Source organism: Elizabethkingia argenteiflava (assembly GCF_009904105.1).
Lineage (GTDB): Bacteria > Bacteroidota > Bacteroidia > Flavobacteriales > Weeksellaceae > Elizabethkingia > Elizabethkingia argenteiflava.
In genome coordinates this window covers 21,806-34,173 of record NZ_JAAABJ010000525.1, presented here as the reverse complement: position 1 = coordinate 34,173, position 12,368 = coordinate 21,806, and the positions used below count along the sequence as shown (strand labels likewise).

Annotated in this window: 14 protein-coding genes and 1 pseudogene; 7 read left to right on the top strand and 8 right to left on the bottom strand. The window is 39.8% G+C overall.

Annotation, left to right across the window (positions count from 1 at the left end):
• Nucleotides 1-138: 138 nt before the first annotated feature.
• Together GNY06_RS15700 and GNY06_RS15695 are read right to left on the bottom strand one after the other, a co-directional pair.
• Nucleotides 139-486: a tyrosine-type recombinase/integrase gene (locus GNY06_RS15700; protein WP_449390397.1), complete on the bottom strand. Its 348-nt coding sequence runs from the start codon at nt 484-486 to the stop codon at nt 139-141.
• Nucleotides 487-547: 61 nt separating this feature from the next.
• Nucleotides 548-1,207 carry a site-specific integrase gene (locus GNY06_RS15695; RefSeq protein WP_449390396.1) on the bottom strand — a complete coding sequence of 220 codons (660 nt, stop codon included), beginning with the start codon at nt 1,205-1,207 and terminating at the stop codon, nt 548-550.
• 633 nt (nt 1,208-1,840) lie between these two features.
• Here GNY06_RS15695 and GNY06_RS08570 point away from each other — a divergent pair.
• From GNY06_RS08570 to GNY06_RS08545, 7 genes are all read left to right on the top strand, one after another.
• Nucleotides 1,841-2,305, top strand: coding sequence for a nuclear transport factor 2 family protein (locus GNY06_RS08570; protein WP_166519696.1), 465 nt, complete (start codon nt 1,841-1,843; stop codon nt 2,303-2,305).
• A gap of 130 nt (nt 2,306-2,435) precedes the next feature.
• Nucleotides 2,436-3,314 carry a helix-turn-helix domain-containing protein gene (locus GNY06_RS08565; RefSeq protein ID WP_166519695.1) on the top strand — a complete coding sequence of 293 codons (879 nt, stop codon included), beginning with the start codon at nt 2,436-2,438 and terminating at the stop codon, nt 3,312-3,314.
• A gap of 2 nt (nt 3,315-3,316) precedes the next feature.
• Nucleotides 3,317-3,694, top strand: coding sequence for an MmcQ/YjbR family DNA-binding protein (locus GNY06_RS08560; RefSeq protein ID WP_166519694.1), 378 nt, complete (start codon nt 3,317-3,319; stop codon nt 3,692-3,694).
• 13 nt (nt 3,695-3,707) lie between these two features.
• Nucleotides 3,708-4,058 carry an MmcQ/YjbR family DNA-binding protein gene (locus GNY06_RS08555; RefSeq protein ID WP_166519693.1) on the top strand — a complete coding sequence of 117 codons (351 nt, stop codon included), beginning with the start codon at nt 3,708-3,710 and terminating at the stop codon, nt 4,056-4,058.
• A gap of 15 nt (nt 4,059-4,073) precedes the next feature.
• Nucleotides 4,074-4,796, top strand: coding sequence for a DUF5131 family protein (locus tag GNY06_RS08550; RefSeq protein ID WP_166519692.1), 723 nt, complete (start codon nt 4,074-4,076; stop codon nt 4,794-4,796).
• Between the two features lie 113 nt (nt 4,797-4,909).
• Complete coding sequence (locus GNY06_RS14870) at nt 4,910-5,176, top strand: hypothetical protein (RefSeq protein ID WP_317163775.1); 267 nt, start codon at nt 4,910-4,912, stop codon at nt 5,174-5,176.
• Nucleotides 5,177-5,262: 86 nt separating this feature from the next.
• Nucleotides 5,263-5,937, top strand: coding sequence for a glutaminyl-peptide cyclotransferase (locus GNY06_RS08545; RefSeq protein ID WP_317163774.1), 675 nt, complete (start codon nt 5,263-5,265; stop codon nt 5,935-5,937).
• Between the two features lie 273 nt (nt 5,938-6,210).
• Here GNY06_RS08545 and GNY06_RS13745 read toward each other — a convergent pair whose 3' ends face one another.
• The 6 genes and pseudogenes from GNY06_RS13745 to GNY06_RS08520 all read right to left on the bottom strand — a co-directional run bounded on the left by GNY06_RS13745 (nt 6,211) and on the right by GNY06_RS08520 (nt 12,362).
• Nucleotides 6,211-6,906 (bottom strand): carboxylesterase/lipase family protein, encoded by a 696-nt coding sequence (locus GNY06_RS13745; RefSeq protein WP_212995100.1) that lies wholly within the window; start codon nt 6,904-6,906, stop codon nt 6,211-6,213.
• Between the two features lie 24 nt (nt 6,907-6,930).
• Nucleotides 6,931-7,524 (bottom strand): annotated as a pseudogene (locus GNY06_RS13740) (carboxylesterase family protein); the annotation flags it as partial.
• Between the two features lie 32 nt (nt 7,525-7,556).
• Nucleotides 7,557-7,943, bottom strand: a complete 387-nt coding sequence (locus GNY06_RS08535) for a DUF2255 family protein (RefSeq protein ID WP_166519691.1) — start codon at nt 7,941-7,943, stop codon at nt 7,557-7,559.
• 11 nt (nt 7,944-7,954) lie between these two features.
• Nucleotides 7,955-8,641: a DUF2461 domain-containing protein gene (locus GNY06_RS08530; protein WP_317163777.1), complete on the bottom strand. Its 687-nt coding sequence runs from the start codon at nt 8,639-8,641 to the stop codon at nt 7,955-7,957.
• 97 nt (nt 8,642-8,738) lie between these two features.
• Nucleotides 8,739-10,976: a DEAD/DEAH box helicase gene (locus GNY06_RS08525; RefSeq protein WP_166519690.1), complete on the bottom strand. Its 2,238-nt coding sequence runs from the start codon at nt 10,974-10,976 to the stop codon at nt 8,739-8,741.
• Between the two features lie 33 nt (nt 10,977-11,009).
• Nucleotides 11,010-12,362 carry an ATP-binding protein gene (locus GNY06_RS08520; RefSeq protein ID WP_166519689.1) on the bottom strand — a complete coding sequence of 451 codons (1,353 nt, stop codon included), beginning with the start codon at nt 12,360-12,362 and terminating at the stop codon, nt 11,010-11,012.
• Between the last annotated feature and the right edge of the window lie 6 nt (nt 12,363-12,368).

Here is a 12,368-nt window from a genome sequence, read left to right as displayed (position 1 = left end):
TACTTTACAGGCTTTGGATACATTTCCTAAATGTTGTGCTAATTCAAGTACGCCTAACTTGTTTTTGATGATTTTTTGTTGTGTTGTCATAATACTTAATCTGTTTTAAAGTTATTTAATTTGATTATAAATGTCAGATTAAGTATTGACGAATTCATTTTCTATTTCCTGAAATTTTGGGGCTACCAAGTCCATATCTTTGCTGATTTTTTGACTTGTGATTTTAGCATAAATCTGTGTAGTGGAGATATTTTTATGCTCCATCATTTTGCTAAGGCTTTCAAGCGGTACGCCCTCGGTTAAAAACATAGTTCCGAAAGTATGCCTTGCCGTATGGAAAGTAACTTTTTGTTTCGTAATAATTTCGGCTTTTTCAATCAATTTCCCTACATGTGTATTGGAGGTAACATTGACCGAAACCGGAAAAATAAATTCATTCCTTTTAGTTCCCTGATATTTCTCAATAATGCGTTTTGGAATTTCCATTATTCTAATATTGGAAACAATATCTGATTTCTTTCTCCTGCTTATAATCCATTGATGACCGTCAAAAGAAGAATTGAATATTACTTTTCGTCAGTTTCTTAATATCTACATAAGCAAGTCCGGTAAAGCAACTGAAAATAAAAAGGTCTTTAACAAGCCCATACCGTGGGTGTGGAGGTACACACATCATCAGCTTTTCTACATCCTCTTTCAGAATATAACCTCGATCAGTTTCTTCCATACTGATTTCATAATCCTGAAATGGATTATCACGTATCAAGCCTTTTTTCATAGCCAATTTAACAAGACTTAGTACAGGCATCATGTAAACCCAAACAGTATTATGTGAACACTGCAAATGGTAACGAAGATAAAAATCAAACTCTCGGATAAAGTCTCCAGTCAATTCTCGGAAAGTAATATCATACGAATGATAGCGTTCTTTTATAAAGGTGGAAAGATGATTGTAAACTTTGCTATATTTGTAATAAGTCCTTTGGGATCGTTCTTCCTTTTCAACCAGTATTTTAAAATGCTCATTTTGGTCATTGAAGACTTTTAATATTGTATCATCCATTACACCAACACCTAAAAAGAATAGTTTTACTTTTTGGGCGGTAACAAATCCATCGTGCTTTAGCATATCTTCATAAATCTTGTCGATACGCCCACGAATGCTCCAGGCCTGAGCACTCTTAGCCCCAACCCTTCCAAATTTCAAATCCCAGTTATTCGAGTTTATTTATAACTTTGTTCCGAAAGTTTTTAGGGATTCCATCAATGGTAATACATGCCATAATTGGCGCATTACCGTTCTTTTTTAGTTCGTTATTTTTCAGATAGAAAAGAAGTTTGAACGTCGATTTTTTTGTCTGCTCCATAACTCAAATGTTTAACGTTTAAAATTAAATTACATTGAATTACAAGGAAATGTAGAAAGGAATGCAAAACACTGAAATACAATCGGTTAATCTATACCGTTACTTTTATAAATCGGTAACGAATTAGTAACCTAACCTTTTCATTTTAAGCCCAAAACCTATCAGACACCGACTTCCGAACTTAGACTACAACTTTTATAAAGTCTTGTATAGCAAAGGTTTTAACCATTTTACTTATTTTTTCTTTTTACTAATCTTTTTTTAATATAGTAATGAATGCTAAGAGAGTGAATGCTATATAAAAGATAAATCATCCTATTTAGTTCTTCATCAATAAATATGTTTTTGAACATAACTTCACCAGGATTGTTGATTTTTCAGTAAGTCACGAAAAGTGACATTTTTGGTTTTATAAATTCTCGTCTACCCATTTATTATGAAGTAACTTTGTATTATAAAAAAATATATTAATAATGGGAACCACAGAAATAAATGCTGTGTGGCAGTACAAAAATGAAGAAGAAAAACAAATTGCGGCTCATATTATTGGCCTGGAAGAAGCTGCTTTAGAAAAGTGGTTCAAAGGTGATACATCAGGATATGGCCAAATTTGGTCCAAGAAAAGTTTTACCTATTTTGATGCCGTGGAAACAAAGCGTTTGGAAGATTTTGAATCAATGTCCGATCTTTTCCAGAGAGTTGAGGGCAAACTGTCAGCCAATAGTTATGAAGTTCGCAGTCCTCGTGTACAAATAGGAGTAGATATGGCAGTTTTGACCTATCAGCTTTTTGCTAAATCAAACCTGTTAGATATGGAATACAACTGCATCGAAGTTTTTCAGAAAGAAGAAGATGGAAATTGGTATGCTATTCACTCAACGTGGTCAATCATCCGTCCGATGGACAAGGATTTTAGTAAGTTAAAAGACATCGTATAGTTTCTTGCTAGGCGACAAAATGCTTTAATTCCATAAACTTACCTTTGAAGTTTTTAAAATTGTTTGCTTTATGGATCTAGTGTAGTTTGTCAACTAGCTTTACCTTTGTAAAGGTTTATCGCAACATATTATGAAAAGCATTCACAAGTACAATTTCTTCAGAAAAAAATATGGAGCGCCTTTACTGGCGGATGTTGTCGCGATTTCAGAGTTCAGAAAATATATTCAGAAAACACCAACACATAGGCTGACTTATTTTGATCTCACATTTATTACAGAAGGATCCGAATACATAACCATCAATCAGAACAAATTACTTGTACAAGGCGGGGACGTGATTTGTTCAACTCCTGGGGATGTTTGGACATGGGAAAGAAATACAGCTTTGGAAGGTTTTGCACTAGTCTTCGAAGAAGATTTTTTTCAATCCTTTTTTATCAATAAGCTTTATCTGAAAGAGCTCAACTTTTTAAAAGCTGACCGCTTATCCCCACTGCTCAGACCCAGTGAAGAACTATTTACCGAAATTTTAGAGTTGTTCACAAAAATCAGAAATGAATTACAGGTAAAAGACATAAGCGAACATGTCATCAGGGCATTGGTATATCTGGTGCTGGCCAAGTTGAACAATATAGAGAAAGGACAGGCTATAGATGCTTTATCCGAATACCATAACAATAGGCACCTTCAGGGATTTATAAATCTGGTCGAAGAACATTATCTTGAAATACACGATGTTCAGTTCTATGCCGACAAGCTATTTATATCAGCCAATTATCTCAATAAGATAGTACGGGAATTGTTAGGTACAACTTCCAAAAAATATATTGCTCATAAGATTGTTCAGGAAGCAAAAAACTTGCTCAGTTTTACCGACATGTCAATTGCTGAGATCAGCAATCAGCTTAAATTCGAATCGCCCAGCTATTTTACACGTTTTTTCAAAAGGTCCGCAGGCCTAAAACCAAAAGAGTTCCGCATTGGAAATAAAACTTCTAAAAATACGTAATTATGGATATAGAAACCTTCAGAAAATACTGTCTTTCATTTGACGGTGCCATGGAAAAGCTTCCCTTTGAAAAAGCAACCTCTCAGTATGATAAGGATCTGCTCGTATTCTATGTAGCAGACAAATGGTTCTGCTTTGTGAACATCGACAAATTTGATTTCTGCGATCTAAAATGTGATCCCGAAGAATCAAAAGAATTTCAGAAAAAATACCAGGGCATCAAGCCCGGATACCATATGAACAAGAAGCACTGGATCAGTGCCTATTTTAACAGCGATGTGCCTGATACTCTAATAGCGGAACTTGTCAAAAAATCCTACGAACTGATAGTGAAAAGTTTACCGCTTAAAGTCCAGCAATCATTACAAGAGAAATCTTAATCTGGTCAAAAACATGAATATAGAAGAGTTTAGAGCATTCTGTCTTTCATTTCCTGATACCCATGAAGGGATGCCCTTCCAAGGATTTTTCAAGAACTCAAGATCTATACTCGTATTTTACGTAGGAAAGAAAATGTTCTGTTTTTTTGATATCGATACATTCGATTGTTGCACGTTAAAATGTGATCCCGAAGTTATCGAGGAACTCAGGCAGCATGAGGGTATCCAAAAACCGTTCAATCTGAGTGAGAGATATTGGATCAGCGTTGCTCTAAATGGCAAAGTGTCGGAGGAAATGCTGAAGGATCTCATAAAGAAATCTTACACACTTGTTAAGGCAGGCATGACGAAGAAAAATAGATAAAATCAGCGCTTCAATATGTCGATAATATGGAATTTATGGCACGGGTGTATCAAAATAAGTGAAGGCTGTAAAAACTGTTATGTCTTTCGCAGGGATTCCTTGTACGGTATTGACAGTAAAAATGTATACAAAACCAAAAATTTTGACCTGCCTGTAAAAAGAAAAAGAGACGGTAGATATAAAATTACCCCTGGTGAACATGTGTGGACCTGTTTTACATCTGACTTCTTTATTGAAGAAGCGGACGATTGGCGTGCTGATGCCTGGAAAATGATTGACCAGCGTAAAGACCTCACTTTTTCGATGGCCACCAAAAGGGTAGATCGGGTTTTACAATGTTTGCCCGATGACTGGGGTTCTGGCTACAATAATGTTAGTATTCTTTGTTCCGTTGAAAATCAGAAACAAGCAGAGTTACGGCTCCCTCCTTTTAAGGAACTTCCATTTAAGCACAAATCTATAATCTGTGAACCTCTTCTCGGACCTATTAACCTGTCGGAACTTTTACAAGGGAATTGGATTGATAAAGTGATTGTTGGCGGAGAATCCGGAGATAAAGCCCGTGCCTGTAATTATGATTGGGTAACGGAGATCAGAGACGCCTGCGTTCAGAACAATGTTTCTTTTGTTTTCAAGCAAACAGGAGCCTTATTTTTAAAAGGTGGTAAAGAATACAACATAGAGCGAAAACTTCAAGCCTGGCAGGCTCGAAAAGCCGGGATCAACTTTGAACCATAATAATATTCTTATTGATACAATCTTTATGATTTTTAAGATGGCAACATTATAAATAAAAAAATACAAAGTAAATCACCTAAAAAATTAATCAAAACCATTACACGTTAAAATCAATGAAAGTTTCAAAATTTATAATAATATTAGCTTCTTTTCTATTTGTTTCATCTAACAATGATAAAAAAAATTCAGATTCATTATCAACTTATACTACCTCTGTAATTAACAAAGGTTATCATTTTGGTGATAAAATTATTCTTCCTAATGAAGTCGCTGAGAATGCAGAAAGCATTTCTATCAGTTTTGGTGATGTAGAATCTTCTGAACTTACTATAAATCCACAATTATTTAAACTCGGACTAACTTTATTACGTATAAAATAAAATTAAAAAGTGGGAGTGAAATAACTCAAGATGCGACAATCAAAGTTTTTGCGACAAATCCTGAAAAAATTATACCTTATAAAATAGTGAAGGAATATCCTTACGACCCGAATCACTTTTTAGAAGGATTATATTTGGAAGGCGATACGGTTTATGAAAGTGTTGGACTAACCAATGTTTCCAAATTAATAAAATATAACCTAGGAAGTACGGATCCCATCTTAACTGTAAATTTATCCCCTGAAATATTTGCTGAAGGATGCTCAGTCGTTGGGAATAATATCTATCAACTGACTTATCGAAATAGAAAAGGGTTCATCTATGATAAGGCTACGTTTCAGAAAATTTCTGAATTTACTATACCAACTGAACTACGTGAGGGCTGGGGACTAACATTTGAAGGTAAAAATCTTATAGCCACAGACGGTTCGAACAATCTGTTCTTTCTGGACGTTGAAAATCCTTCAAAAATTATCAGGACCATTTCAGTTGCAGGTTACCTAAACCTTTACGACCAACTAAATGAGCTGGAATTTGATGATGGATACCTATATTCAAACGTTTGGTTCCAACCAGTAGTACTTAAGATCAATCCATCAAGCGGAGAAGTCGTAGGGAAATTTGATTTTACTGAAATTACTAATGTTAGAACAACAAAAGACAGGGATCATGTTCTGAATGGGATTGCTTTTAAAGGAGACAACATGCTGGTTTCGGATAAAAACTGGTCGAAGATTTATGAAATAGCAATTGAGGAGTAAGGCTAGTGGCCTTAATAAACCAATGTAAATTGGTGTAAGTTTTTCTTTTCTTTAATTTCAAAAAATTGCGTTATTAACGTTACCTCATATTAATAGTTAAGCAGTTCCATTGGTTTTAAACCTAAAATGGTACAACAGGAATATTTAGGTTAATACCACCTCATTTGAAGTGATCTTAATCTTAATTAACGAACGGTTTTTAAGGACGTTCGATACCCTCGAAGATTTGAAAGACTTCTCTGGCGTGGGTTGTTGGATCATAAGGAGGATTGCCTATATTGAAGTCGGTTCTGTAGAGACAGGATCCCAAAGTTGGTCGTAGTTTCCAGTAGCGAAGTCAAGTATAGCATCACGGACAAAGGTGTCACGTATGGCCTGCTCATCGCTTTGTTCGGGGCATTTCTGCCCAACGATACCATACATCTCAGTACCATGAACCGCATGTGCACCCTCAACCTCTCCAACACAAAGCAGATATGCTCTTCCTCCTGCAGCAGCATGAGCAAGTGCGGCACGGACGTGTGTCAGTGTAAAGGAGAAGTCTGTGAGCAATGCTCCACGGGTCTGTACAGGCGTTCGTCCATTTACGTCGTAGGCAGCAATGATAGAGCGGGCACGACTGACTGGAATTCGGTTGGTCGTAGCGAATTCCCTGATGAGCCTTTCGATGCTGCCAGGATCGAATTCCTCGGTTTTGTGAAGAACCCAGCAGTCGGTCTCATGTGTGGTACTGCTCAACAGGATGTCGATGTTCCGGTGACTTCCTGATTTGAGCACACTTAGTGGATGTTGTGAAATGATACCTCCCAGTTGGTTGTGGTCATCTACAACGGCGATAACATTGTTGTCGATTCCGTGACGTGCACCCGGGTCTGTAAGTTGGGACTTGCTCATCGCTTGCTCAAGCACCATTGCCTCAATGTTCAACAACTGCTCCGGGTTGTCCTTGATTCCTAGTTCGTTCAGCACCGCTATGGCACGGTCTTATGCTCCCTAGGCAGGCACCTGACGGGAATCCATACCTGAGAACGCAGCGAGATGGTGGTAAAGACCATCGGCTGATCTTGCGCCAAGCAAGGCAAGGGTAGAAAAAGCGCCCGCGCTGTGACCTGTCACGGTCACGTTCTCGGGGTCCCCTCCGAAACGGGCAATGTTTTCGCGCACCCATTTCAGTGCAGTAATAATATCCTGTAGACCAAGGTTCGTGGCGTCAGCGAATACACCACCGTATTGGGAAAGTGAAAGCCAACCAAATGGACCCAGTCGATAGTTCAATGATACACCAATGACACGACCGGTTGCGGCAAGGCCGGAAGCATTTGAGGTGATTTGGGTATTAGCCCCGACTTCCCAGTCTCCTCCAAAGATATATACAAGAACAGGTAGCGGCTTTTTTCCGGCGTGCTCAGGTGCCCAGACATTCAGGTTCAGGCAGTCCTCGCTCAAGCGATTGTCGGCTTCCAGCCAGCCCGTATCTCCGATCTGCAATGGTGCTGGCCCTTTCTGGTCGTAAGGCAGGTCGGGATTAAATGGAAGTAAGATTGGTTTTCTGAAAAGTTCCGCTTTCGCGTACGGAATGCCCAGCCATTTGCTGAACGGATCTGTAGTTTAACTTCGTTTTATTCCCCGGATATTACTTTCACTGTAGCATTTTTCGGAACTTTACCCACCATATCATCCAGATATTCATCCCATTTGTATTTTATTCTGTAAGCTTCAATCAATGAGTTTATTTCAGCATCTTTCTCGGCTTCAAAACGTACTATCTTTTCCAACCCCAATGCTTTGATTTTACCTTCCTTATAAGTTACGGCAGCCTTATACCAGCTGGAATCAACGCCACTATATGCCCTGCAATATAGATTTCCACCAACTGACACAGACCAAATAAAAATTGGAGTTCCATAGATTTTACCATCTGCGCGAAGAGGAGCGATATGAAAGTCATCTGCCTTAGCGATTTTTTCTATATTGTCACTTGTAAGAGTTTTGCTTAAATTTTCCATTTTATTTAATATTAATTGTTATGTTCCGAATGATAATAGTTAATAATTGCCTCATTGATAAATTCATTGAAAAGCTTGGCTGCTTTAAAAATTTTGCAACATTTAGACACAAACGAGGGTGATACAACCTCGGCATCCGGGAGTGCGTGATAAATCACAAATTCTTTCAACTTGAGATAAGCGACCATGGGATCTTTTTCATCAAAGCCTCGAGGAACTCTCTTCAGTGTATCTCCATGCATAATCAGGTTATCGATAAAATATTTATTTTCAATTGTTTTCAAAAATTCATCTGGGTCAGTACTTATTTTTTTTCTGATGGCAACCAATGATTTCTTATCTTTAATATATATGTCTCCGGCAAGCATACAGTTCCCCAGTTGTATATGGATGTAATAACCCGCGCGGTCAACTGTTTTTTTTCTCTCTTTCACAAGAGTTGCTGCAAAGTTTATTTTGAAAGCGTCTTTGTTGGGTGAAAAGCGTATGTCACGATAAATTCTGAACAAAGTGCTTTTAGCATTCAGATTACCGATTTCAGGGTAGGATTCTGCAAAGGCATTAATAACTTCATTAACAAAGCTGATGAAATTTTTATGCGCAGCCTCATATAAACTTTTATGCTGAAAAAACCATTCCCGTTCATTGTTGCCAAAAGTTTTAAAAACTCCAAAGTATCTGAATGTATACTCATATATTGAGATGTATATTTCTTTAAAAGTATTGCTATTTACAGACTAAAACACAATACTAAAAACGACAAAAGTGTCACTTTTCACTATATTTTATCGTGCTTTAAGTATTGTCCAACCAACCTATTACCCGTTGCTTCATTTCTTTTACGTCCAGAACACCCATCGCAAAGCCTTTTCGGGTAAGATCCTCTGGCAGGATGTCATCATATTTATCAAATACCGCCACTTCCTTCGGATAGAGCAATGTCATTGGGTCTATATCTTTATTTATCTCTTCTTCCATAACACGGTAAAAATCCCGCTCACTGACATTCATGGTAAACTGGATATAATAAGGACGTTTCGAGTCAAATCCTTTAAGCCCCAAAACGGGTCCGCATTTTATGCGCAGAAAACGCTCCAGCGCTAGAAATGCATAACTACCGAGCCATGGGAACAAGCAATACATCTTACCACCAAGTGGTATTAACGGTTTTTTATCAAGGAAGGATCTTGCAGCGATATCGCGTGCTTGGGTAAGCCTTGCTACTGCATTTTTAAGCAGATATGGGTAAATCTGATCTTGTTGAAGTAAGAGATGCATGCGCTCCAGTATCTTGGTATGAATATCCCCTGGTTCGTCACCAAAGTAGGCAGGCACAATTCCTTTTACTGGATGGCAATACACCACGTGGCTGTTATGGTCCACTTCCTCTACAACCCATACACGTCCTGCAATGGCTATCTTATCATTTAGCGGCGGTGGCTTTACGATGGTACCCAATTCTTCGGAATCCCATCGGACACTGTATTCCTCATTCTCCTGAAAAACGGCATAAAATTTAAAGTTGTTAACGATACGTTCGCCCGCCAGTCCTAAGATGAGTCCCCCATTCTCGGTTTGTTGAAGATGGTCCGTACTGATCAGATGGTGCAACAGTACCCGAAAATCGTCAGCTGTTATATTACCGAAATAATTTAATGACAGCACGCGGGAGGCAAGCTCGGCAGGCGTCATTTCACCACCCGAAGCAAGTGTGCTCATCGTTTGGTGATACAGCAAGCTGTAGGGCAGGCGTCCGGTCCGGGGTGGTTCAACCCATCGCTCCTCTAGGTACAGCTGGATAAGTGCGATGCCCTGAAGCAGTTTCCAAGGGATCGTCTCCGGAAGAAGGGCTCTGGCTTCGGCATGATCCTCACGTATCACAAACCACATTTCAGAAGGTGCATTTCGCCTGCCGGTTCTTCCCATCCGTTGCAGGAAAGAGGAAACTGTGAACGGCGCATCTATCTGAAAGGCCCGCTCCAAGCGACCGATGTCTATCCCTAATTCCAATGTAGAAGTCGTACAGACAGTGACAAGGCTATCGTCTTGTTTCATTACATCTTCCGCACTTTCACGGTAGGATACCGACAGATTACCGTGGTGGATAAGAAACCGGTCTCTTTCGTGTTTAACATCGCAATACTGGCGAAGCGTAGCTGTAACTACCTCGCACTCTTCACGTGAATTGGAAAAAACAAAACATTTATGACCTCTGGTGTGCTCAAAAATATAACCTATACCCGGATCTGCATTTTTCGGAGCTATATCCGTTGGAGATTCCGGAGCATCAATACCTTTGTTTTCCTTAGCAGATTTCTCATTTGCCTGTGCCCCGTTCGTAAAGAAGTGCTGCATGGACAGACGCCATTCCATCCCCCCGCTCTGAATACGGGGTATCACCGTTCCTCTACCACTTCCTGCCGAAAGATACTCACCCACGATCTGGGTATCTCCTATGGTTGCAGAAAGACCTATTCTCCTCGGATTGACGCCGGCTAGGCGCGACAATCTTTCGATCAGGCACAGGGCTTGCCCGCCACGGTCACCTCTTAGAAAAGAATGAATTTCGTCAATGACAACAAAACGCAGGTCTCCAAAAAGGTGTGGGATCTGTGAGTGACGGTGTAATAACATTGCTTCAAGAGACTCTGGTGTGATCTGCAATATCCCTGACGGATCTTTCATCATTTTCTTTTTCCGCGACTGTGAAACATCGCCGTGCCAATGCCAGACGGGTATACCGCTCTCCTCACAGATATCGTTTAAACGGATGAACTGATCGTTGATAAGTGCCTTTAATGGTGCAATATACAGACAACCTATAGATGTGGGGGGATCTTCCTGCATAAAGGTAATGATAGGAAAGAAAGCTGCTTCGGTCTTTCCCGAAGCTGTGGAGGCAGACAGAAGAACATTTTCATCGGTATTGAATATCGCATCTCCTGCTGCTGCCTGAATTGCACGCAGCTGATTCCAGCCGTTCTGATAGATATATTGCCTTATTGATGGTGAATATCGGGAAAAAGCGTCCATAAGTAAATTCGTAATTCGCGAATCTCGATTGTATTATAATGTAAATTTTGCGAACAGGGGATCAATAGCCTTATTTTGCGCTTCCGGTTTGGCATAGTCAAATGATTCCGAATTAAGAAGCGTTTTAATGTCACTTTCAGGATTCTGGGAAAGGATATCGAGCAGTTCAATAAAATCCCGTATCACTTCTCTCGGAGTAATATTGGATTCTGCACCGATTCTTCCAAACTCAATCTTTATAAAATCCAATAGATCGGTGTCTTTTAGTTTCCGTTCGTAATTGTAAAGGCTGGCGTGGATGTCTGCTATTTTTTCTGTGAGCACCATCATCTCCTCACTTGTCAGGGGCTGAAGCCGGAGTACCGGTGCACGCATATCCTGAAGCCCCTGCTGGGTAAATTTCCCCTCCTGCAAACGCGAACGCAATGCCTCATAGCTATATATCCCCCGACGCGAGTCTTCGACACATTGGGGTGTGCCACTCATGATTATACCAACATATTGGGCCTTGCCCTGTAGCGCATCATTATAGATCGAGAGGATTTTCTCATAATTATATTGTCGGGCGATGCTGTTCGGGATCTTATAGAGGTTAACCAATTCATCCACAAATACCATCATTCCCTTATAACCTGCCTGACGGAAGAAAAAAGCAAATAGTTTTAAATAATCGTACCAGTCATCATCGGTGATAATCACATTCACCTCAAGTTCCTGCCGGGCCTCGGTTTTCGTCGTATACTCTCCTCGGAACCATTTAAGAACTTTCGATTTAAGATCGTCATTACCCTGTATAAAGGCACGGTAATACATGGTCAGCAATTTCGCAAAGTCAAAACCGTGAACCAGATCCTGCATCGAGTGGATTACAGCAAAAATTTTCTGCTCTACTTTCTCGGAAAAAACAGAATCTTCTGGGCTGATACCGGAGCTCTCGGCCGTTTCGGTCTGCACCGAATCGATCCATTTGTCAAGAAGCATTGTTAATGCTCCGTTTTCAGGCCTTGTCTTAACGCTCATGTTCTTGATCATCTCTCTATACGTGGCCAATCCCTGACCATTATTGCCATAAAGGCGTCGTTCGGGGGATAGGTCGGCATCCACTACCACGAAGTTCCGGTCCATAGCATAATTTCGCAGGGTTTGCAAAAGAAAAGATTTTCCACTGCCATATTTACCTAAGATCATACGGAAAGAGGCACCACCCTCACTGACAATCTCGGCATCATGCAACAGCGCTTCCATTTCCTTCCTTCTGCCTACCGTGATATAGGGTAAACCCACACGGGGCACAACACCGCCCTTCAGAGAATTTAATAAGGATTGCGAAATCCTCCGCGGTATAGTAACTTTATTATTGTTTCCTTGTTTATTGTTATCTGTCATTTCAAA